19 protein-coding genes are annotated in these 22,836 nt (G+C 67.0%); 12 read left to right on the top strand and 7 right to left on the bottom strand.

The window, feature by feature from the left end; all coding sequences use genetic code 11:
* Position 1: 1 nt before the first annotated feature.
* Together RIE32_12310 and RIE32_12305 are read right to left on the bottom strand one after the other, a co-directional pair.
* The gene (locus RIE32_12310; GenBank protein ID MEQ9097034.1) at positions 2-1,429 is read right to left on the bottom strand and encodes a GC-type dockerin domain-anchored protein; all 1,428 of its coding nucleotides are present in this window, start codon (positions 1,427-1,429) and stop codon (positions 2-4) included.
* A 47-nt stretch (positions 1,430-1,476) separates the two neighbouring features.
* A complete protein-coding gene (locus RIE32_12305) occupies positions 1,477-2,418 on the bottom strand; it encodes a MoxR family ATPase (protein MEQ9097033.1) in 942 nt (313 codons plus the stop codon).
* A gap of 207 nt (positions 2,419-2,625) precedes the next feature.
* On the opposite strand from RIE32_12305, the gene RIE32_12300 reads away from it, so the two are divergent.
* The 8 genes from RIE32_12300 to RIE32_12265 all read left to right on the top strand — a co-directional run bounded on the left by RIE32_12300 (position 2,626) and on the right by RIE32_12265 (position 9,702).
* Positions 2,626-3,084, top strand: a complete 459-nt coding sequence (locus RIE32_12300; GenBank protein MEQ9097032.1) for a hypothetical protein — start codon at positions 2,626-2,628, stop codon at positions 3,082-3,084.
* Positions 3,081-4,112 carry a F0F1 ATP synthase subunit A gene (gene atpB / locus RIE32_12295; protein ID MEQ9097031.1) on the top strand — a complete coding sequence of 344 codons (1,032 nt, stop codon included), beginning with the start codon at positions 3,081-3,083 and terminating at the stop codon, positions 4,110-4,112. The genes RIE32_12300 and atpB overlap by 4 nt, the downstream gene beginning before the upstream one ends.
* A gap of 81 nt (positions 4,113-4,193) precedes the next feature.
* A complete protein-coding gene (locus RIE32_12290) occupies positions 4,194-4,514 on the top strand; it encodes an ATP synthase F0 subunit C (protein ID MEQ9097030.1) in 321 nt (106 codons plus the stop codon).
* Positions 4,515-4,569: 55 nt separating this feature from the next.
* Positions 4,570-5,190, top strand: a complete 621-nt coding sequence (gene atpF / locus RIE32_12285; protein MEQ9097029.1) for a F0F1 ATP synthase subunit B — start codon at positions 4,570-4,572, stop codon at positions 5,188-5,190.
* Positions 5,191-5,232: 42 nt separating this feature from the next.
* Positions 5,233-5,874, top strand: coding sequence for an ATP synthase F1 subunit delta (gene atpH / locus RIE32_12280; protein MEQ9097028.1), 642 nt, complete (start codon positions 5,233-5,235; stop codon positions 5,872-5,874).
* Positions 5,875-5,910: 36 nt separating this feature from the next.
* The gene (locus tag RIE32_12275; protein ID MEQ9097027.1) at positions 5,911-7,116 is read left to right on the top strand and encodes a phosphoglycerate kinase; all 1,206 of its coding nucleotides are present in this window, start codon (positions 5,911-5,913) and stop codon (positions 7,114-7,116) included.
* A gap of 53 nt (positions 7,117-7,169) precedes the next feature.
* Entirely contained in the window at positions 7,170-8,582 is a 1,413-nt protein-coding gene (sthA, locus tag RIE32_12270) for a Si-specific NAD(P)(+) transhydrogenase (protein MEQ9097026.1), read from the top strand.
* Between the two features lie 31 nt (positions 8,583-8,613).
* Complete coding sequence (locus tag RIE32_12265; GenBank protein ID MEQ9097025.1) at positions 8,614-9,702, top strand: AAA family ATPase; 1,089 nt, start codon at positions 8,614-8,616, stop codon at positions 9,700-9,702.
* Here RIE32_12265 and fliS read toward each other — a convergent pair.
* Together fliS and fliD are read right to left on the bottom strand one after the other, a co-directional pair.
* On the bottom strand, positions 9,686-10,156 hold the full coding sequence (fliS, locus tag RIE32_12260; GenBank protein ID MEQ9097024.1) for a flagellar export chaperone FliS: 471 nt from the start codon (positions 10,154-10,156) through the stop codon (positions 9,686-9,688). The genes RIE32_12265 and fliS overlap by 17 nt on opposite strands.
* 47 nt (positions 10,157-10,203) lie before the next feature.
* Complete coding sequence (gene fliD, locus RIE32_12255; GenBank protein MEQ9097023.1) at positions 10,204-13,044, bottom strand: flagellar filament capping protein FliD; 2,841 nt, start codon at positions 13,042-13,044, stop codon at positions 10,204-10,206.
* A 145-nt stretch (positions 13,045-13,189) separates the two neighbouring features.
* On the opposite strand from fliD, the gene RIE32_12250 reads away from it, so the two are divergent.
* Positions 13,190-13,816 carry a hypothetical protein gene (locus RIE32_12250; GenBank protein MEQ9097022.1) on the top strand — a complete coding sequence of 209 codons (627 nt, stop codon included), beginning with the start codon at positions 13,190-13,192 and terminating at the stop codon, positions 13,814-13,816.
* A gap of 52 nt (positions 13,817-13,868) precedes the next feature.
* Positions 13,869-14,561 (top strand): DUF4230 domain-containing protein, encoded by a 693-nt coding sequence (locus tag RIE32_12245; GenBank protein ID MEQ9097021.1) that lies wholly within the window; start codon positions 13,869-13,871, stop codon positions 14,559-14,561.
* Here the strand turns inward: RIE32_12245 and RIE32_12240 are convergent.
* From RIE32_12240 to RIE32_12230, 3 genes are all read right to left on the bottom strand, one after another.
* Positions 14,444-15,211, bottom strand: a complete 768-nt coding sequence (locus RIE32_12240; protein MEQ9097020.1) for a hypothetical protein — start codon at positions 15,209-15,211, stop codon at positions 14,444-14,446. The two genes, RIE32_12245 and RIE32_12240, sit on opposite strands and share 118 nt — an antisense overlap.
* A 3-nt stretch (positions 15,212-15,214) precedes the next feature.
* Positions 15,215-16,798 carry an amidophosphoribosyltransferase gene (gene purF, locus RIE32_12235; protein MEQ9097019.1) on the bottom strand — a complete coding sequence of 528 codons (1,584 nt, stop codon included), beginning with the start codon at positions 16,796-16,798 and terminating at the stop codon, positions 15,215-15,217.
* Positions 16,799-16,867: 69 nt separating this feature from the next.
* Positions 16,868-19,039, bottom strand: coding sequence for a glycosyltransferase (locus RIE32_12230; GenBank protein ID MEQ9097018.1), 2,172 nt, complete (start codon positions 19,037-19,039; stop codon positions 16,868-16,870).
* 156 nt (positions 19,040-19,195) lie between these two features.
* Between RIE32_12230 and RIE32_12225 the strand changes: the two genes are divergently transcribed.
* Both RIE32_12225 and RIE32_12220 read left to right on the top strand, forming a co-directional pair.
* Positions 19,196-20,485, top strand: a complete 1,290-nt coding sequence (locus tag RIE32_12225; GenBank protein ID MEQ9097017.1) for an NADH-quinone oxidoreductase subunit D — start codon at positions 19,196-19,198, stop codon at positions 20,483-20,485.
* Between the two features lie 157 nt (positions 20,486-20,642).
* Entirely contained in the window at positions 20,643-22,448 is a 1,806-nt protein-coding gene (locus RIE32_12220; protein MEQ9097016.1) for a GC-type dockerin domain-anchored protein, read from the top strand.
* The last annotated feature ends 388 nt before the right edge of the window (positions 22,449-22,836 follow it).

The raw sequence follows: 22,836 nt of genomic DNA, 5'->3' as shown, positions 1-22,836 counted from the left end.
CTCAGCAGCCCGCGTCGAACGCGTCCTGGAACGCCAGGAAGTCGAAGATCGTCAACTCGCCGTCGCCGTCGAAGTCGGCGGCCGCTTCTCCATCTTTAAACAGGTTCAGGAATGTCAGGAAGTCGAAGATGGTGAGCGAACCGTCCAGGTCGAGGTCGGGGACGCAGGGGTTGCAGGCGAGGTCGAAGTAGTAGGCGGCGCCGTACTGATCGGCGGGCAGCGTGACGTCGTCGTGGGCGCCCACGAGCGCCATGCCCGAGGCGCCGCCCGCCGAGGCCATCGCCCAGCCGTAGGAGCCGGCGTACACCGGCGGGTTGGGAACGAGCTGACCGATCTCGTACCAGTGCCCCGCGGCGTCGCGCTCGAAACGAAAGACCTTGCCCGATGACGTGCCGTCTCGCCGGCCGCGGGCCTGCACCAGCAGCAGGTCGCCGTCGAGGTGAACCGCCGCCCCGAAGCCGTCGTTGCGTCGGGCGTCGCCGAGGGCGATCTCCTGCCGGAGGACCCAGCGATCGTTCTCCAGGCCGTAGACGAAGACGAGTCCCTGGCCATCGAACGGACGGTCGGCCAGGAACGCTCCAACCACAAGCGTCGTCCCCTGATGATCGATGCTGTATCCGAAACGATCACGCTCCTGGGGATCGGGTGCGTAGAGCTTCTGCACAAACTCCAGGCTGTCGTCGCCGTGGCGGCGGTAGGCGTACACCGAGCCGGCGCGGTCGGCGGCGGTGGAGTCGTCGCGGGCCGTGACGAACAGCCAGTCGTCCGAGAGCGCGGGATTCTCGCCGAAGTACGCGTCGTCGGGCACGCCATCGGGCGCTTCGAGCGATTCGCGGAACGTCCAGCCCTCGGGCGTGCGGGCATAGACCGCGAGGATCGACGACATCGCGATCTCCGACCGCAGGATGGCCAGCGACTCATCGAACGCCACCCAGCCGCCGAGATAGTCGTATTGCTCGGGTGCAGCCCCCGGGGGCGGCTGGATTCGTTCCAACTCGGTCCATCGCCCATCAGCGAACCGGTATGCGAAGGCGCCCCCGAGGACTTCCGTGTCGGTCCAACGCCTACCCGGCACGCCGACGATCAATTCGTCCCCGTGGATCGCAAGGGCGTCGCCAAACTTCATGCCCTGCTGGACGTCGGGCGGCACGATTGTCTGGACCTGTTCCAGCGCGCCATCGAACTCTTCGTACGCAATCACGGCCCCCGCAGAGCAACTGAACGGATCGCCGGGACACCACGTGCGAGCGCTCTTGTCGCCCACGAGCCAGGAGCGACCATTCGTCACGGCCGTCGAGCCGAACGAGGTGGGCGGTACGTCTGGGGGTGGCGCAAGTCGCTGGGGCTCACACGCCCCCTGGGCCATCACACTTCCCGGACCCACCACCATCGCCACTAGCACACACACGCAATGGACACGACTTCGCATGCCACTTCTTCCGACAGCAGCCGCCGCCGGTTGCGGCCCGACCGCGATCAGGTCGGTGCTTCGACGCCCTGGATGATCCCTTCCAGGATGCCCTCGGCCTCGCGGCCATCGCCCTGCTCGAGCCCGCCACGGACGATCAGGCGGTGGGCGACGACGGGCATGATGTTGTCCAGCACGTCTTCGGGCACGACGTAGTCGCGGCCATCAATGAGCGCCGTCGCGCGGGCGACCTGCGTGAGCGCGAGCGCGCCACGGGGCGAGAGGCCCAGCCGAAGGTCGGGCGAGCGGCGCGTCGCGTTGGCGATCGCAACGACGTACTCGAGGATCTTCTGGTCCACGCGCACCTGGCTGACCTTCTGTTGCAGGTCGCTGAGCGTCTCCAAGGGCATGACGGCCTGGAGTTGGGGCAGCGCGTTGCTGGCCGGGCGGCGCTCGAGCACCTGGACTTCGGTCTGGGGGTCGGGGTAGCCCAGCCGCGTGCGCATCAGGAAGCGATCGAGCTGGTTCTCGGGGAGCAAGTAGGTGCCCTCGAAGTCGTAGGGATTCTGCGTGGCGATCACCATGAAGGGCTTGGGCAGCGGGTGGCTCGTGCCGTCCAGCGACACGGTCGCCTCGCTCATGGCCTCGAGCAGGGCCGTCTGCGTGCGCGGTGTCGTCCGGTTGATCTCGTCGGCCAAGACGAAGTTGGCGAAGATCGGGCCGGGCTTGAAGCTGAATTCCCCGCGGTCGCGGTCGTAGACGCTCACCCCCAGGATGTCGCTGGGCAAGAGGTCCGGGGTCATCTGCACGCGCGCGAGCTTGCCCTGCACGCTGCGGGCGATGGCCCCGGCCAGCACCGTCTTGCCCACGCCGGGCACGTCTTCGATCAGCAGGTGCCCACCGGCCAGCATGGTGCGCAGCACGCGGTCGATGGCCCGGGGGTTGCCCATGAACACCGAGGCGATGTTGTCCCTGAGCCTGGAGATGGGGCCGGCATCGGCGTCGGTCATGCTGCGCTCCGTGGGTCGGTCGGAAGATCCAGGCGGTCCGAAGAAAGAGGCTGGCCACCCCCGTCAGGAAGGCCAGCATACGCCACAATCGGAGCCCTGTGGGTGCCCGACGGGCTCGCCTATGGGGACCATACCCGCTACCCTTACGCCCCCCGGGGGGGAAGGCTCGACCGACCCGCCCGCAAGGCCCGCAGTACGACCCCGAACATGACCCAAGCTACCGCCCCGCAATCCGCCTCGATCTCGCTCTACGGCCCCTCGGCCGTGGGCATCGGCGCAGTCGCGTCGGCGGTGGCGGCGATGCTGGGCGCGATGCTGGCGATGGCCGCGGGCGCTCAAGGCGACTCGCTGCGGGGCGGCATGGTGGCGGCGATGCTGCTGGGCGGCTCATGGGCGCTGGCCTGGGGTGGCGCGGCGTTGACCGGCCCCTATCGCCCGGCGGTGGCGGGCATGGCCTGGCTGGCGCTCTCGACGGCGAGATTGCTGGTTTTGATCGTGGCGGGCATTGCTTTTGCGCTGGCCGCGCCAACGATGGGGCTCGGCTTGTGGCTCGCCCTGCTGGCGGGCGGGCTGACGGCCGTGGGCGTGGACAGCGCCCTGGCCCTGAAGAGCTTCCGCCAGCACCCCTCGGTTTCTCCTGACCCGACGAGCGGAGGCACGCGTTGACGCCCATTGGCCTGGACATGCTGACCAACCTGCCCACCAAGCTGGTGGCCGCCGCCGACTCCAACGCGCTGCCCAGCCCGGTGGATCACATCGTGGCCCACCCGTTCATGATCTCTCCCGGCGGCTGGTGGTGGTGGTCGTCGGCCACGGCCAACCTGGTCATCTCGGGCGTGCTCATGCTGCTCATCGGCTTCTACGTGGCCAAGCGCGTGCGGACCGGCCCTGATTCGCAGGGCGAGGCCCGCTACCTGACGCGCGGCAAGTTTGCCCAGCTCGTCGAGGTTCTGATCGTCGGCCTGCGTGACATGATGATCAAGCCCGTGCTGGGCGATCGCAGCGACAAGTTCCTGCCGTATCTGCTGTGCGTCTTCTTCTTCATCCTCATCAACAACCTGTTGGGGATGATTCCGCTGATCGACGTCAACATGTTCATCAACTTCTACCTGGTCGAGGCCGGCGTGTTCGGCGAAGAAGCGACCAAGTGGAAGGACGCCCACGTGGCGCCCTTCGGCGGCACGGCGACCCAGAGCATCTGGGTGACGGGCGCCCTGGCGATCGTCGCGGGCCTGGTGATCAACATCGCCGGCGTGATGCGCCTGGGCGTGGGTGAGTACGCCAAGCACCTGACGGCCGGCACCCCGGTCTTCCTGTGGCCCATCATGGTGCCCGTGGAGATCATGGGCACCATGATCAAGCCCATCGCGCTGGCCTTGCGTCTGTTCGCCGTCATGACGGCCGGCCACATCCTGCTGGCGGTCATGTTCGTGTTCTTCGAGATGATCGCCCGCGACACGGCCGCCCTGGGTACGGGTGCGGGCATGCTGGTGGCCGTGGTGCTGTGGATCCCGGTGATCCTGATGGCCACGTTCATCTTCCTGCTGGAGGTCTTCGTCAGCTTCCTCCAGGCGCTGATCTTCATGTTCCTCACGGCCGTGTTCATCGGCCTGCTCGACCACCACGGCGATCACCACCACCACGTGGACGAGCATTACGACCAGGACGTTCCCACCGCGGCCTCGCCGGTCTGACGACGAGGTCCGCTTTCACGAGTATTCGTTAGTTGGCTTCCGGCCGCGGCCGGCACCGTTCCAGAAAGGATCGCAGAAACGATGACCAAGAACTTCGCCCTGGCCACGCTGGCCCTGCTCGTGTTCGCCCCGCTGGCCATGGCCGCCCAGCAGACCGGCGCCGCCGCCGGTGCAACGCCGACCGCGATGGCCTACGGCCTGGCGGCCATCGGCGCCGGCATCGCCCTGATCGGCGGTGGCATCGGCATCGGTCTGGTCGGCAAGGGCGCCGTCGAGGCCATCGCCCGCCAGCCCGAGGCCGGCGGCGCCATCGGCCAGAACATGATCATCGCGGCCGGCCTGATCGAAGGCGCCACCCTGGTGGGCGCGCTCGTGGGCCTGCTGGTCGTCCTCATCAAGTAACCCGGCCGATCGCAGGCGCACCGGCACCGCCGGTGCGCGCCCAGAGGAGGTCGCGATGCGACGTTCGCTGATTCAATCCCATTTCGGGAAGGTCGCCTCGGCGGCCGTCCTCGCGCTGCCGGCCATCGCCATGGCCGCCGACGAGGCCGGCAAGAAGGGCACCGTCATCCCGGGCATCAAGCAGGGCGTGCCGATGATGGTCGCCACGTTCCTGGTGTTCGGCATCGTGTTCTTCCTGCTGTGGAAGTTCGCCTGGCCGCCCATCGTCAAGGGCCTCGAAGAGCGGGATCGCAAGATCCTTGAAGGCCTGAAAGCCTCCAAGCGCGCGTTGGCCGAGGCCGACGCGATGAAGGAGCGCTACGAGAGCCAGCTCACCGAGGCCCGCAGCGAGGCCCAGCGTATCCTCGCGGAGACCAAGGCCCGCCAGGCCGAGTTCACCGCTGAGCTGCGCTCCAAGGCCGACGCCGAACTGTCCCGCATGCGCGAGAAGGCGCAAAAGGACATCGACGCGGCCCGGCGCGTGGCGGTCAACGAGCTGTACGCCGAGGCCGCGCGTCTCGCGACGCTCATGGCCACCAAGATCCTCGAGCGCGAGGTGAGCGAGCAGGACCAGGCACGCCTGGTCGAGCAGGCCCTCAGCGAGTTCGAGTCCAGTCGCCGGGCGTCGAACAACTAGCATCGTTTTCCGTTCTGGCGCCATTCCGGGAGTACCCACGGCATGCCACTGCTTGAAACACCGCCCGACGCGCTGTCGGACATTTACGCCACCAGCCTGTTCGAGGTGTGCCACAAGAGCGGCGGCGACCAGGCCGTCCAGGAAACACTCGACGAGCTCGAGGCCATCCTCGATATGGCCCACAAGGACCCGGCCTTCAACGAGTTCCTGGCCTCTCGGGTGCTGTCCACCAGCGATCGCGCCGCATCGCTCAAGAAGGTCTTCGAGGGTAAAGTCTCCAGCCGAACTCTTACCTTTCTGCTCGTGCTCAACGACAAGGACCGCCTCGGCCGTCTGCCGGGGATGGTCAAGGCCTTCCACGATAAGGCTCAGGAAGCCTTTGGCCGCCTCGAAGTTGACGTCCACACCGCCGGACCCATCAGTTCGGCCGACCTGGATGCCATCCGCGAGCGGCTTGCCTCGGCCCTGGGCAAGGACGTGGTGGCCCACCACCGCAGCGATCCGGCCATGATCGGCGGCCTGAAGCTGCGGTTCGGCGATCAGCTCGTGGACGGCTCGATCGCGGCGCGTGTTCGACGCTTGCGCGACCAACTCGGGCACGAAGGCGCCGCCCGCATCCGTGCTCGCGTCGGTGAGATGATCGACGCCCAGGCGAGCACCAGTTCGGACGTCCCCGACGCCTGATTCCAGACTCATTCCCTCCAGAAGGGATGCACTTCCATGCCAACGCGGACCATTGCCCAGACCCCCGTCGAAAACAAGCGGGCGCTTGTCCGCGTGGACTTCAACGTACCGATGGACGGTGGCGACATTGCCGACGACCGTCGCATCCGCTCGGCGATTCCGACGATCAAGAGCGTGCTGGATCGTGGCGGCAGCGTCGTGCTCATGAGCCACATGGGCCGGCCCAAGGGCGAGGGCTACGAAGCCGAGTTCAGCCTCGAACCGGTGGCCAAGCATCTTTCGGGGTTGCTCGGCATCGACGTGCAGTTCCCGTCGAAGGACTGCGTCGACGACGATGCGACCAAGGCCGTCAAGGCCATGAAGCCCGGCGACGTGGTGCTGCTTGAGAACCTGCGCTTCCACAAGGCCGAGAAGACCGGCGACGCGGACTTCGCTCAGAAACTCGCGGCATACGGCGACCTCTACGTCAACGACGCCTTCGGCACCTGCCACCGTGCCGACGCCTCGATGGTCGCCGTACCCCGGACCATGGAGGGCAAGCCACGCGTCGCCGGCCTGCTGGTCGAGAAGGAGATCGAGTTCCTGAGCGACGCCGTCGCGAATCCAAAGAAGCCGATGGTGGTGATCCTCGGCGGCGCCAAAGTCTCATCAAAGATCGGCGCCATCGAGCACCTGCTGCCCAAGTGCGACGCGATGCTCATCGGCGGCGCCATGGCCTACACGTTCATGCGCGCCAAGGGCGAGCCCACCGGCACGAGCCTGGTCGAAGAAGACCACGTCTCGACGGCCGAGCGCGCCATGGCGGCGGCCAAGGCAGCCAGCGTCGACCTGCTCCTGCCCATCGATCACATGGTGGCCGACAAGTTTGACCACGGGGCCCCTACCCGTGCGGAAGAACGCATCCCCGATCAAGCCGTCGCGGTCGATATCGGACCCAAGACCGCCAGGATGTACGCCGATCGGATCGCGGGCGCCAAGTCGGTCCTGTGGAATGGTCCCATGGGCATCTTCGAGTGGCCCGGGGCCGACGGGGGCACTCGCACCGTAGCCCAGGCCTTGGTCGAGGCGACCAGGGCGGGGGCCACCACCATCGTGGGCGGCGGAGATTCTGCAGCCGCGCTGGATTCGATGGGCCTTGCGACCGATATCACCCATGTGTCCACCGGTGGCGGCGCCTCGGTGGAGATGCTCGAAGGCAAGCGATTCGAGGCGATCGAGATCCTCGACGCGACCAACGACTGACACGCCGGCCGGGCTCTCATCAATCCCGACGGCAGCATCGGGAAGCAGCAGACATGGGCACCTACGACCTTTGCGTCATCGGCAGCGGTCCCGCCGGCCAGCGGGCGGCGATCCAGTCGGCCAAGGTCGGCAAGCGCGTGTGCGTGATCGAGCGTTTCCGCGAGGTCGGCGGCGTTGCGGTCAATACCGGCACGATCCCCAGCAAGGCGCTGCGCGAGGCCATCCTGGGCACCAGCGGCAACAAGAGCCTGCTGCCCACCGAGCGGGACTTCATGTCGGCCCGCAGCCAGTCCTTCGCGGGTTTGCTCGAGGCGGCGAACAAGGTCATCCGCCACGAGGTCGCCAAGATTGCAGGGCACTTCGCCTCCAACGGCATCGACGTTGCCTACGGCGAGGCGTCCTTCATCGACGGTCACACCATCCGCGTCGCGGGAGCCAACGTGTCGGAGATCAAGGCCGACAAGGTCATGATCGCCACCGGCGCCAGCCCGGCCCGCCCCAGCGACATCCCTTTCGACGGCCAGAACGTCATCACCAGCGACGAACTCCTGCGGCTGGAATACCTGCCGGCGACCATGATCGTCATCGGCGGCGGCGTCATCGGCACCGAATACGCCTCGATGCTCACCGCCCTGGGCGTGCGTGTCACGCTCATCGAGGGCCGCAATGAACTGCTGGGCTTCGTCGACAAGGAAATCACCGAGGCCCTGCAGTTCCACCTGCGCAAGCGCGGCATGACCCTGCGCCTGGGTGAGAAGGCCGTCAGCATCTCGGTCATCGATCCACCCGACCTGGCCCGCAGCGGCAATGATCAGATGGCCGAGGTATATCTCGAGAGCGGCAAGACCCTGCGGGCAGACTGCCTGCTGTATTGCGTGGGCCGCCAGGGCGCCACCGAATCGCTCAATCTGCAGGCCGCCGGGCTTTCCGCCGACAAGCGCGGCCGCATCGAGGTCAACGAGCATTACCAAACCGCCGTCGAGCACATCTACGCAGCAGGCGACGTGGTCGGCTTTCCCGCCTTGGCGAGCACGAGCATGGAGCAGGGCCGCCACGCCGCGTGCCACATGTTTGGCCTGCAACTTCCCGAGCACAGCAAGACCCTGCCCTACGGCGTGTACGCCATCCCCGAGATCTCGATGGTGGGCAAGACCGAGCAGGAACTGACCGAGCAGAACATCCCCTTCGAGTCGGGCGTGGCCCAGTACGACGAGATCGCCCGCGGCCAGCTGTTGGGCGACGAGTTGGGCATGCTCAAGCTGCTGATCCACCAGGAGACCCAGCACATCCTGGGCGTCCACGTCATCGGCGCGGGGGCCACCGAGATCGTCCACATCGGCCAGGCCGTTATGGCCCTGGGCGGCACGCTGGACTACTTCATCCACACGGTCTTCAACTACCCCACGTTGGCCGAGTGCTACAAGGTGGCAGCGCTCAACGGCCGTAATCGGCTGCGCAGCACCTGACCGTTGCATCGCGGCCTAGCCTCGCCCCGGCATGGCCAAACGCACCCGCAAAGCCGCGACCCGTGAGCCCGATCCGCTGCCCGAGCGGGCGGTGGCCGCCGGCTCGCTCGACGACGTGCTGGGACAGGACGAGGCGGTCGGCTTCCTTCGAAAGACCCTGGCGGCCGGCCGCGTGCCCCACGCGTGGATGTTCCAGGGCCCGCCCGGCGTGGGCAAGCGCACGCTCGCTCTGGCCTTCGGCGCCGCCCTGCTGACGCCCGAGTCGGGCCCCGAGCGCGAGGAAGCCCAGGACCTGCTCCAGAGCGGCGCCCACCCCGATCTGACGCTGATCTCGAAGGAACTCGCCAGCTACAGCGAGGAAGCCGAACTCCGCGACAAGAAGCAGCGGAACATCTCCATCGATCTGCTCCGCGAGTTTTTCGACCCCGCCGTCGCCCGCACTTCGAGCCTGCCGGGCGGCCTGGCAGCCAAGGTCTGCGTCATCGACGAGGCCCACCTGCTCGCCCGCGAGGGCCAGAACCACTTGCTCAAGACGCTCGAAGAGCCACCGCCCCGAACGGTCATCATCTTGGTCGCCGATCGCCCCCACGACCTGCTGCCCACCATCCACAGCCGCTGCCAGCGCTTGCGCATTGGACCGGTCGACAACGACGCCATGCAGGCCTGGCTCGCTCGCCGGGGGGCCATCGGCGATGCCGAGCGCTCGAGCGTGCTCTACCTGGCCGATGGCTCCCCGGGCTTGGCCGAGCTTATGTTGAATACGGGCGTGACGACATGGTTCGAGACCCTGAAGCCCCTAGCCGAGGCTGCACTTGCCGGCCGCGACGACGGATCCCTGGCCGAAGCCTGCGCCAAGCTCGCCAGCGACTGGTCCGAGGCATGGGTAAAGGCCAACCCCGCCGCCAGCAAGGACGCAGCCAACCGCACCGCCCACGGCCTTGCCCTGGGCATCATCGCAACATGGGCGCGGAGGCTCCTGCGCAACGAACAGGTGGGCCCCGAAGCGCTCGAGGCCATCACGGCATGCTCGGGCCTGCTGGGCCGCGACGTGCAACCGAAGTTTGCGTACGAGGTGCTCGCCGAGCGCCTGGCAGAGGCCGGGCCTACGCCTGCACGCTGAGCGACCTGGGCTGAGACTCGACGCTTGAAGCAGGCTGATGCTGGGCGCCTTGCTGCGCGGCGGGTACGCCGGCCTTGTCTTGCTTAACCCGGTCCATCGCCAGTTTCCAGGTCTCTCGCTCGAATTCGAGCAGGTCGATCACGCCCTGTACTCGATCGGGGTCCTTCTCCATGCTTGCCTGCGTGAGCTCGCCGAACATGAACATGAAAACGCTGGTGACGCGATCGCACAGGTCCGGGTCAACCTGGCGATTGACCCCCACCGCCAACTCGGTGATGATCGCCCGGCACTGGCTGATGCCCTCGTAGCTTTGCTCGAAGTTCTTATCGATCAGGCCCTGCTTGCCCTGGTAGCCAAAACGGATGGCGCCGTCGAGCAGAAGCAGGCGCAACTCGGCGGGCGAGGCGCTCATGACCTGGGAACGCAAGTATGACATGGCCGATTCAGGTGGCATGACTCTCCAATCGACGTTTCCCGCGAACGGGTTGAGCCGAAATGTCGCTATCCCGTCAAAGAAGCCAGCGCCGCCTGTTGGGCCTGGAAATTACTTATGATGGTTTCCAGTGACGCAAACTCACGCTCAAGACGGGTGCGCTTGTCGGCCAGCTTCTGATCGAAGAAAGAGATGCGATCTTCCTGCAACTGGACCTGGTTGTCAAGCGCTCGCCCCCGGGCCGTCAGCACACCGTCGACCGAGTCGATGTATGTCCGGCTGAGTTCCTCGATCCGGGCGAACACGCCCAGCGACGAGAAAGTCTCCCGAGCGGATGGATCCGTCACGGTGATGCCTTCGCCCAGGGTCCGCGTGCCGCCGGACTGATCAATCTCTCGATTGATCAACAGATCCTCGACGGCCTGCGGATCGGTCTCGATGGCTTCTTGCAGCTTTTCCTTGTCCAGTTCCAGCCGGCCACCCTCGCCGATGCTGATGCCAACCTGGCTGAGGTTGGTGTAGCGGCCAGAGACGTTCAGCGGAGGGCCGAGGATGGTGTTGACCATTGCGTTCTTGAGGCCCAGTAGCGTGCTGTCGCCAAGCAATGGCCCGCGGGCCTCGGTTTCCTGGTCGTAGCGGGTCTGGAAGTCGATGCGATCGAGCGTCTCGTTGAACGCCGTCACGAACTCGTCGATCTTGGTCTCCAACTCGCCGCGATCCGCGGCCACGTTGATGGTGACCGCCGACTCACTGGCCCCTTGCAAGTTCAGCGTGAGCCCCTCGAACACGTCGGTCACGGTGTTCGACGAACTGGTGAACAGCACCGCCTTGGCCGGGTCGGTCGAGCCGAAGAACGCCTTCGCGTCAGCGCCCTCCTGCAATTGGGACAAGCCCAGATCGAAGTCGCCCGTGTTGATCAACGTTCGGCCCGCCACGCCGGCATCGCGGCCCGTCAGGCTCAAGCGGAATGGATTCGCACCCACGCCCTCGTTGAGGATCGATGCCGTCACGCCGACGCCGGCCTCGTTGATCTTCCGCATCACGTCGCGCAGCGTGTCGTCGGCCTCGAACTCGATGCGGGTTTCGTAGCTGCCCACGATGCGATTGTCTCCCGCGTCTTCGGCCTCACCTTCGATGCGCAGCGAGGAGGCCACGAGTCCGGATACGTCCTCGATCAGCAGCTTGGAAGCCCCGCCCGCCGCATCCTCGACGACGAATCCATCGCCGTTGTCGTTGATGCGGATCGAGACGTCGTCACCTTCGATGGCCGAGTTCACGGTGCGGAGCAGATCGGCAACACTCTTGACGTCGCTGGTGATCTCGATCTCGCTCGCCTTGCCCGTCGAGTCGATGATGCGGAACTTCCCGGTGCCGATGCCGTCACCGTTGTTCAGGTCCGAGACCAGCGTGTTCAGGCCGACGTACTGCCGCTGGATGCGATCGCCGGTGAACGCGCTCTCGGCAACGCCGCTGGCGCCGGTACTGATGCCCAGCGCCACGGCCGTATCGCTCGCGCCTCCCGAACCCACGATCGAGAGATTACCCGAGCCGCCCGACACGTCGGTAAAGGTAAGGCCCGTGCCCATCTCATCGAGCCCGATCGTGATCTTGGCCGGATCGATCTGATCTCGCAGTTGCGTGAGCAACCCGTTGACGTCGGTATCAAGATCGCTGATGGTCACGTTGAAGACGCTGCCATCGCGCGCTCGAACTTGCAGCACGCCGTCGCCAAGATCGGCCGCAGCCCCGCGCAACCCCGAGAGCAGGGTGCTGTTCATCCCCGCGAGCACCATCTCGCCCTCGACAGACCCCACCGTGGTGCCCGCGGTAAAGCCCAGGTCTTCCAAAGCGCTACCGAGCAGGCCCGTGCCTTCCGAGATCTCGATCGTGGCGGTGCCCGTGGAGTCGAACAGTTCGAACCCATCGCCATCGGCATTGATGCGCGCCTCGACGCCGGTTCCGTCGAGCGCGTCGTTCATGCGGCCGAGCGCATCGCCAACCGTGACGGCCTTGCCCTCGATGAGTTCGCCGCCGGCATCGTAGAGTTCGCCCAGCCGGATGTCGCGTTCGTCACCATTCACCGAGATCGTGAAGTCTGCCGTCTGGCCGATGATCTGATTGGCGAACACGCCGCGACCGTCGTTCAGTACGGAGAGGGCGGTCGTCTCCGACAGGCCATACACGTTGGCGCCCGCTCGCTCGGCGCCCGACACGGTGGCACCGGCAGCCAGGCCCAACGACTCGGCAACCTCTGCTTCGCCCACGTTCGTGATCGAGATGTCGCCGCCCGAGCCGGACCCGGACGTGAGGACGAACTTGCCACCTCGGACCGACGCCGTCACGTCGATGTCTGCCTCATTGATCGCGTCGAGAACCTCGTTCACGGTCGCGGCCCTGGACAGGTCGATCTCCGCGGAATCGGTGCCGTCCGAGATTCGAATCTTGCCCCGCGTGATGCCGTTGCCGCCGTTCAGGTCGGCCAGCGCGGTATCCGTGTCCAGGCGCGCCTCGGCTCCCTCGAAGGTAAAGGCCTCTGCCCCGACCGGCACGTCGTCGGCCGACGAAAAGCCGCGGGTCAGCCATTGCTCGGTGCTCACCAGCCGATCGACCAGGAATGTGTACGAGCCGGGCGCCGCGCCGGCCGACGCGGTCGCCGTCAAGACCGACTCATCGCTGCTGGAAGCCTTCTTGGCATCGAACACCGGCTGGGTGCGCAGGCCACTCACGAGGCCGCGCAGATTCTGCAGACGGGAGTTGATGTCCAGGTACGCGCTCTGCTGGACCTTGATGTTGCTCAGCCGCTGCTGGGCCAGCAGCTTCGGCCGGGCCTCTAAAGAAAGCAACTGCTGGATGATCGAAGCGGTATCCAGGCCGCTGGCCAGCCCGATGCCCGAAGTGATGCCACCCATCGCAGACCTCCTTGCCCGCCGAGGGACCTTCCCCCGCTGCCACCAAAGGGCCTATCGGCCCGAGCGGAGCAGGAAATCGAATCCGATTTCCCCCACGCCCGATGCCAGGCCGGATTGACCGGCAGATCTTGCCGATAATGGAACCGTGACACGCAATACCAAGGCCAACCTGCTCTTCATTGCCGGCGGCGTAATCCTCGCGTTATCGGCCCTCGTCGGCTTGTTCCTGGCGCTCTTCGCGGTCGACAATCTGGTGTGGCCCTTGCTGTTGTTCGAGCCCATCGTGCTCGGCTCGGGGCTCGTACTCGTGCTGGCCGGCCTCGGATTCCACCGTGACAACCTGCCAATGGCCTTGGCGACCACCGCCGGCTGCCTGGCCGTGGCGGCATTCCTTAGCACGCTGGCCGGGCGCAACACGCTCGGCTCGGGCATACTGGTGCCCATGCTCGGGGTCCGCATGGTCTTGGCCATTCTGTTGGGCGTTTGGGCAGCCTGCCTCGTCCTGGGTCGCCGTGGGCACGCCTGGCGCCGCGTGATCCTCGGGGGCGTGCTTCTCGCGGCAGGGGCCGGGATTGCTTCGCTCGGATTTATCGGTCCTGCACAACCGATCCGGGAATCCTTGGTCGATGCCGGTGGTTTCGTAGCCAGTGCAGCCGCATTGATGCTGTTCATCGTGTTCGTCGTGCTCACCGCCGCGGGTATTCACCTGATGATCCGGCCGTTCGAGATGGCCTTGGACGAGCGCAAGTCCGAGAATACCTCGCCCGCGTGACCACGCCAGCGAGCCGACGCAACCCTTCGCTCTTCATTCCCAAGGACATTGCATGGGCATCCTTGAAATCCTGGGCCTCGTCGCGGTCACGTTCGTCGCTGGTGGTTTGCTTGCTGCGGCCGTGCTGATCGTGTGGCGCCACCGTGTCAGTCGCCAGCGCAAGCAGGCCGAGCCGCCAAAGGTCGATCAGACCATTGTCCTGGCCGAGCGGGTGCGTTCGGTAGGCCGACTCGTCGGGCTGGAGGTCATGGTGAAGGAGATCGCCACGGCTTCCCGCGGATTCCAGTGGATGCCCCCGCTGCTGCTGAGCCAGGCCAAGGTCGCGATGATCTTCCATTTCGAGAAGCAGTATTCGATCGACCTGACCAGAATCGAGCACACCGACATCGAGCAGATCGGCGTCAACCGATATCGCGTCACGCTGCCCGAGATCGACGGCTTGCTCCGCCTCTCGGACGTCACGCCCTACGACATCCAGCACGGCCGCGTGCTCGGCCTGTTCGACGTCATCCCCATGACCGCCGAGCGCCAGACCGAACTCATGGCCGCCGCCCAGCGCGATGCAGCAAAGCTGTACGAGAGTAAGGAGCCCAAGTACCTCGCCGAAGCCAAGCGCAGCGTGGCTCGTCACTTGTCTTCTCTGCTGGAGCTCTTTGACGTGAAGGTCGAAGTGGTCTGGGCCGACGACGCCGACGAAGCTGCGGAAGTGTCGCTGGAGCCCGCCACGGCCGGCTCGAATTCGTAGCCGCACTCAGAGCACCGATCAGCGCCTACCAAGTTCGGATAGGCACAGTTCGGACACCGCCCCTTCGCGCGCCGGATGCGTCGGATGCTTAGGACCGGAATGTACCAGAGCACGAGCATCGCCCCGCCGTAGAACGCGACGTTGCCCGCAAACCCGAGCCACCACGGGCGCCATGGGAACGCGCGCTGTACGCCCCGCACGTTGACATGGGCCAGCCCGGAATGCACGGTTTGCGGTCGGCCGTTGACGTTGCGATCCGTCCGACCCCACACGCAGAGGAAGGGCCATCCCGCCGCGATGCCGCGGGACGTCTGGGGCTGGAGCGGCTCGCCACCTTGCAGCCAGCCCGGCCGCGGATCACCATCGCCGATGGGTATCGCCTGGCTTCGGATCCGATCGAGCTCGTCCGCGACGTGCGTTGGCATCGGGCCGCTGACGGACATGAGCATGTACCCCGGCCGCCGGACGGTGAAGACGTAGATCGTTCGGCTCTCCGAGAGATCGTGCCGCATGCTCGTGCGTGGTGCGTGCTGCCCGCCATCAGGGATGAGCACGGTAACCACCGCGGAGCCCAGTGCGCACAGCGCGCCCAGCAGCCCGAACACCAGCACGGGCAGGAGCACGGCCGGTCGATGGGCGCGATCTCGCACGGGTTACGCCTCCCGGCCGTTGGCTCCTGGGGCTGGAGCCATGTCGAACATCTTCTCCTGCTGCGGCTCGACGAACTGATCCGTGGTTGGGTGCGCCACGTCGATGCGATAGTCACCGCTCCAGCATGCCGTGCAGTATCGCTCGGGCTGATGCATCGCGCAGCCCAGCATGCCTTCGAGCGAGAGGAAATGAAGGCTGTCGACGCCAAGGTACTCGCGGATGTCTTCGACGCTGCGCCCGTTGGCGATGAGCTGGTCGCGCGTGGCAAAGTCGACGCCGAAGTAGCACGGATGGCGGATGGGCGGGCAACTGATGCGCAGGTGCACCTCGGCGGCGCCGGCCTCGTAGATCTGCCGCATCTTCAGCCGCGTGGTTGTTCCTCGGACGACCGAGTCGTCCACGACCACCACCCGCTTACCTCGTACGAGCTCGGCGATGACGTTCAGCTTGAGCCGGACGGCGATCTCTCGTTCGTGCTGGGTCGGCTTGATGAACGTGCGGCCCACGTAGCGGTTAGGCACGATGGCTTCGCGATACGGAATCCCGCTGGCGCGGGCGTATCCGTTGGCCGCGCTGCGCCCCGAGTCGGGCATCGGCATGACGTAGTCGGCGGGCGTGTCGCGCAGGACAGAGTCTTCTTTCCACAGGGCGGCGCCCAGGTTCTCCCGGAAGGCCTGGACGTTCTGCCCGAAGACGTCGCTGGCAGGACTGGCAAAGTACACGTGTTCGAAGACGCACAGCGCCGTGGGCGACGCCTCGGGCGCAAAACGGCGGCTGTGGACCCCGGCATCGTCCAAAGTGACGATCTCGCCCGGCTGTACCTCGCGAACGAACGTGGCGCCGATGACGTCCAGGGCCACCGTCTCGCTAGCCACCACCGGCGAACCATCCTCCATCTCGCCCAGCACGAGCGGCCGCCAGCCCCAGGGGTCGCGGGCTGCCTCGATCCTGTCCTCGAACAGAATTACGAGCGAATACGCGCCCTGCAACCGCCGGAGCGTCGCCGCGAGCGGGTCGGGCGTGCGCTGTTGCTGGGGCGCCGCCAGCAGGTGGATGATGACCTCGGTATCGCTGGAAGTATGGAAGATGTGGCCGTTTTCGCCGAACGCATGCCGCAGGGCGCTCGCGTTGACGAGATTGCCGTTGTGCGCCACCGCGACGCGCCCCTGCGCAGTCGTCTGCACCAGCGGCTGGGCATTGGTGGCCAGGCTTGCCCCGGTGGTGCTGTATCGGTTGTGTCCGATGGCCGCACGCGGGTTGGCATCGGACAGCGTCGCGAGCACGCGCGGGGCGAAGACCTCGGGCACCAGGCCCATGCCCGTATGGCCGGCGATGCCCGCATCGCCACTGATGGCCACGCCCGCGGACTCCTGCCCCCGGTGCTGGAGGGCGTACAGGGCCGTGTATGCGGTGTGGACCGGCCGGACGCTGCCGTGGGCCCCGGCCCAGATGCCGAAGACCGCGCACTTCTCCTTCTTCTCCCAATCGTCGGGGTCGTGCCCGAGCCCGTGGGAGGGGCGCGCCGCAGCGGAATTATTCAGGACGGGCAGTGACAGACGGCGAGCTTCGGCGGCGGTATGGGGCATGCGCGGTCCCGGGGGAGGTGGAGCTCGTGCGTGGGGCGATCGGCCAAGTCTAGCAGCGCGACGCGGTGCTCAATCCATCGCACCAACACCAAGCGTGCGAAGCACCAGACTCTTCAGCGGGCGGTGCAGCGGCGTGCGCTTGAACGCTTCGTTGATCCGGTCGGCGACCTGATACCTCGGATTGCGCAGGTAGACCGACTCGTGCTGGCGCAGCTCGCCGGCCAGGATCCGCAGGGCCACGTCCGGGTGCTCGGCCAGATCGGGGTGTCGCTGGGTAATGAGAGCCCGGAAGCGGACCAGGTTCGGCTCGCCGATCTCGTGACGCATCGATTCCTGCCGCTGGCGGTAATAGATCAATCGCTCGGGGATGATCTCGCAGCGGTACCCCCTGCTTGCCAGGGCGCAGTAGAAGTCCCAGTCCTCGTAGCTGGTCAGCCACGCGTCGTAGCCCCCCACGGCCGCGATGGCGTCCTTGTCGATGAGCGCCACGCAGCACGAGCACACGTTGGCCGCGGGCAGCATGTCACGCTCCAGCCCCAGCGGCAGCCAGACCCACGGGGCGTCCATGTGCGTGCCGGGCGGATCGGGGAACGCCGCGACCATCGAGGTCACCATCGCCAGCGGGCGCGATGACTTGCTCGGCTGCCGCGCCGCGTGCAGCGTCTTGGCCACGAACGTGGGGTCGAGCAGGTCGTCGGCATCCAGCGGCACGACGTACTTGGCGCGCGCCTGGGTAATGCCGGCGTTGCGGGCGTCGCCCAGCCCGCCGTTGCGCTTGCGGACCACGCGGACCAACGCGTCGCGCTCGAGCTGGTCGATCATCGCGATGCTGGCCGGGTCGGTCGAACCATCGTCGACCACGATGATCTCGGTGTTGGCGTGCGTCTGGGCCCTGGCACTCTCGAGGGTCTGGGGCAGCCAGCGAGCCATGTTGTAGAAGGGGATGATGATCGAGGCATCGGGCGTAGTCGAGCCGTTGCTGGCGGCCGTTGCTTCGGTAAACTCGGTCGTCCTGGCCATCCGCTCACGGGCGGTCTCGATCGCCGAACTGGTCTGCTCGACGATGCGGGCCGGGTCGCACAGGGTCGCGACGCGCTCTGGAGCGGTCGTCTTGACCTTCTCCCGCAGCGCATCGTCGGTAATGGCCCGTCGGAGGGCGTCCTTCAGGCTCTCGATGCTGCCGCTTTCGAACAACAGCCCGCTGACGCCGTCCTCGATCTGCTCGCTCATGCCGCCGGCGTTGCTCCCCACCACCAGCTTGCCGAGCGCCAGGGCCTCCAGGCACACGTTCGGATAGTTCTCCCACAGCGAGGGGAAGCAGCAGGCCGTGGCGCCGCGGATGGCCGGGCCAAGCTCGGCGCGGGGGCGGGGCGGGTCGAAGCGGAAGCGGTCGGCGTGCGCGCGGCTGGCCAGCTTCTCCAGGTGCCGCCGCATCGAGCCGCAGGCCGGCCCGGTCAGCGTGTCGCCGCCGATGAACCGCACGTCGAAGTCCAGCCCCTCGTCCATCAATTGCTGGGCGGCGGGGACGAGCAGGTGCACGCCCTTGCGACGCTCGGCCCGGCCGTAGAAGAGCACCGTCGGACGCTCGTATTGCTCGGCCACGCCCTTGCCAAGCTCTTCCACGCTTGCCATGTCGAAGGCGTAGGGCACGACGAAGCCGGAGGTGCGGTCCTCGGCGACGTCCGGGCCGTAGCGGGCGCGGACCTTCTCGAGCAGGCTGGTGCAGGGGGAGATCAGCGCGTCGGCGTCGCGCATGGCCTGGGCCTCGATGGCCAGGATCAGGGCCGTCTCGCGGTCGAGCATGGCGTCGGCATTCAGCTCGATGCAGTCTGCCAGGGGCGTGTGCAGGCGGATGGCCATCACCGCCCCGTCGTAGGCGCCCAGCGTCCGCCGGGCTTTGAGGGCCAGCCAGCCCTCGCCGCCGAAGTCGGGGAACTCGACGTAGTCGAAGCGCTCGCGGGCGTGCAACTCGCCGAGCTTCTCGTGCACGGCCATCGCGTGCCGCTCCAGCGGGCAGCGGTAGCCGTCCAGGGCGCACTGGCCGGCCTGGGTGTCCACGGCGTGGAAGCGGACGCCCGGATGGGTCTTGGGGCCTTCCTCGAGCAGCCCCTGGTGGGCCTCGGTGAGCACGTGGACCTCGTGGCCCGCCCGGGCCCAGGCGCGGGCCATCAGGGAGACGTAGACCCCGATGCCGGCGCCCCAGAAGGGGGCGATTTCTCGGCTGACAAGGCAGATGCGCATGCGGCGGTGGCTCGCTGGAGTTCAGGAAGTGGGCAGGACGGACGCAGGACGGGCGCGGGACACCCCATCGTAGCTCCGGCCCCCGCCAAAGCCCCACCGGCGACGTCTATCATCGGCCTCGCCAGACGAATCTCCAGGCACCCCCGCGGAGCACCCATGCCGTACACCATGCGACCGGACCAGGGCTACGACCTCGACGTGGAGTCGACCGGCTACCTCCAGGACCGCCCCGACACCGGCGACCGCTGGACGCTCAACTTCGGCCCCCAGCACCCGGCCACCCACACCACGCTCCGCCTGGTCCTCGAGCTCGACGGCGAGCGCATCGCCCGCTGCACGCCCCACATCGGCTACCTGCACAGCGGCTTCGAGAAGCTGGGCGAGGCGCTCGACTACAACCAGTACGTCACCATCGTCAGCCGCATGAACTACCTGTCGCCGGTCTCCAACGACATCGCCTGGCACGGCGCGGTCGAGAGCATGTTCGGCATCGAGATCACCCCGCGCTGCAAGGTCATCCGCACGATTCTCGCAGAACTCGGCCGCATCCAGGACCACCTCTTGTGCGTCGGGGCCGCCGCCCTTGACTTAGGCGCCATCACCGGCTTCCTCTACAGCTTCAACCCCCGCGAGAAGATCTACGACATCATGGACTTCGTCAGCGGCCAGCGGTACCACCCCGACTGGACCCGCGTGGGCGGGGCGATGCAGGACCTGCCCGACCAGGAGGTCTTCCAGCGCATGGTCAAGGCCTTCTGCCACGACGACTGCCTGGTTGCCATCAAGGACCTGGAAACCCTCGTCGAGCGCAACCGCATCTTCATGGACCGCACCCGCGGCATCGGCATCCTCAGCAAGGAAGACGCCATCGGCTGGTCGATCAGCGGCCCCATGGCCCGCGCCTCGGGCGTCGCCCGCGACCTGCGCAAGGACAGCCCCTACCTCTGCTACGCCGACAACTGGGACGGCCAGGGCGCCAACCCGGTCCGCTTCCAGGTGCCCGTCGCCGACCAGGGGGACGTCTACACCCGCTTCCTCGTGCGCATCGAGGAGATCAAGCAAAGCGTCAAGATCATCGACCAGCTCATCGACGACATCCCCGGCGGCTCGATCAACGCCTTCACCGACTCGAAGATGGTCAAGCCGCCCAAGAGCGAGGTCTACGGCTCGATCGAAGGCCTGATCCAACACTTCGAGCTCATCATGAGCAACCGGGGGTGGAAGCCCCCCGTCGCCGAGCACTACGCCGCGCAAGAGACCGCCAACGGCGAGCTTGGCTACTTCATCGTCAGCGACGGCGGCCCCCGCCCCTGGCGCGTCCGCACCCGCCCGCCCACCTTCATGAACTACCAGATCATGGCCCTGATGACCGAGGGGCACATGCTGGCGGACATCGTGGGGATCCTGGGGTCGATCAACGTGGTGGCGGCGGAGTTGGATCGGTAGGCCAAACTGCATCCGGATGAGAATTGCAAAGAGCCCGGGCGCAAGTCCGGGCTTCTCGCGATGAACACGAGGCTCGCCGTGCATCCGTTCCCAGAAACTCTTGCAATACAACGCGGTTTTGGGTAAGGTCTCCAGAGCCCCGAAGGAGGAACCAGCCATGATCCGTGGAGCGATTCCACCCCAGGCACGCATCCTGGCCGCGTGCGGACTGGCCGTCGGCGTTGGCGCCACGCACCCCGTGCTGGGGCAAAGCGACCCGCTGGCCGAGCCGTTCGGGTCGAGGTTCGAGTTGGAGACGCTGCTGCCCAGTGAAGGCGGCGATGGCTCGCTGGGCGTGGTCTTCGATGGCGTATCGCGGCTGGACTCCACCGGACAGGCGGTGGCCATTGTCGGTGACATCAACGGCGATGGTCTTGCCGACCTGCTCATCGCCGCGCCGTGGGCCGACTTCGGCCCGGGCGACGATGCGGGCTCTATCTACGTTGTGTTCGGACGTCGCGAGCCTTGGCAGGCGTTGCTGAACCCTTCCATGCTCGACGGCCGGGTCGGCTTCCGGATCGATGGGCCCGAAGGCGGGGCGAGAGCCGGTTGGAGCGTTGCTGGGGCGGGCGACGCAAACGGCGATGGCATCGACGATATCCTGATCGGCGGCCCCTACATCCAGAACCAGAACGGAGCCGCGTTTCTCATCTTCGGCCGACCGGCGAGCGAGCCGTGGCCTGCGGTCCTGTCCCTGGCGGGGCTCCGCTCGAACGAGGGCACGCGCCTGATTGGCTGGAGGGACGGCCCGTTCGCGGATTCGTTCGCGGGACGATCGGTGAGCGGCGGTGGCGACATCAACGGCGATGGGCTGGACGACATCGTCGTCGGCACCAACCGCAATGCCGCGTGCATCGTGTACGGCCCCGTGCCGGGGGGCACCATCGACCTGCGCACCCTGGCGCCGCCGCTTGGATTCCGGGCGAGCGCCCCGGACGATAATCCGGGCCTCACCGTGGCCATCGCGAGTGATATCAACGGCGACGGCCTTGACGACCTGCTCCTCGGCTCGCCGAGTTCGCTCGGTCGCGAGTACTGCTACACGACTTACAGTTGCTCCACGTTCAAGTCGGGGCGGGCGTTCGTGCTGCTGGGGCGTGACGCCGCGTCGGATCCGTTCTCGAACCCCGAGATCCTCGTGCCCGGTCTCGCCTCGGGCACTATCCGGATGAGCACGGGCGCATTCGACGCGAGGCTCGGCAGCGCTCTGGCGGGCGCGGGCGACATCAACGGCGACGGGTTCGCCGACTTCGTTGTCGGCTCGCCGGGCACCTCGAATGATCCATACGGCAGTCCCTTCCCCTCGGTCGACGACGGCGAGGCCCACGTCGTCTTCGGAAGACCTCGCGGCGCATTTCCGCCCGAGTACGATCTCAAGACGCTTGACGGCGGCGATGGGCTGGTGCTGCGATTCGGCTCGTACGACCGCGCGGCCCGATCCGTTGCCGCCGCCGGCGACATCAACAACGACGGGATTGACGACCTCATGGTCAGCCGCGATAGCGGCGGTGGGCCGGGAGTAGCCCACGTCATCTTTGGCCGGACCACGGGCTTCCCGGCGGTGCTGCGTCCGGGCACTGGCGACGGCGTGCTGCTGATCGGAATCAATGATGGGGATCGGACCGGATTCGCCGTCGGCGGTGGCGGCGACGTGAACGGGGACGGCGTGCCCGACATGCTCGTGGGTGCCGTCGGCGCAGACCTTCCTGGCCAGGCCTCCGCCGGCCGCGCGTTCATCGTCTTCGGTCGCGGCGTCTGCGGCGCCGACCTCGACGGCGATGGGGCCTTGACCCTGTTCGACTTCCTGGCCTTCCAGAATCTGTTCGACGCCGGCAGCCCGCGGGCCGACTTCGATGGCGACGGCGCGCTGACCATCTTCGACTTCCTCGCCTTCCAGAATGCGTTCGACGCGGGGTGTGATTAGCTGGTCGCCTCGCCGGCGGGGCCGGGCGCGGGCTGCGCCCGGCGCGGGGGGCGTTGCGCGTCGCGGGGCACGGTGGAGTGTGCGCACTGGCTTCGACGGTGCGCCGACGGGTGACGCCTGCGCGGAGCGGCCCGCCCCCCACCAGACAAGACGGTCCGCTGCGCTTCGGCTCGACCAAAGGTAGTGTTCTTGAGGCGCTCGCTTCGCTCGCTTGCGGCCTTTGGCCGGGCCCTGGCGGGCCTCGCCTGCGCATGCGCTCCGCTCGCGGACTCGCTGCGCGGATGCTCCGGCGCCACCGTGCACGCCCACGCTCACCCTGCCCCCCGCGCCGCAGCATCCGCCGAGCGAGTCTTCGAGCGAAAGCGCATGCGGAGGCGAGGCGGCCCCC

The organism is Phycisphaerales bacterium (assembly GCA_040221175.1).
Classification (GTDB): domain Bacteria; phylum Planctomycetota; class Phycisphaerae; order Phycisphaerales; family UBA1924; genus JAHCJI01.
Note: the sequence above shows the minus strand (reverse complement) of the source record. Positions and strands in the feature narration are given on the sequence as shown.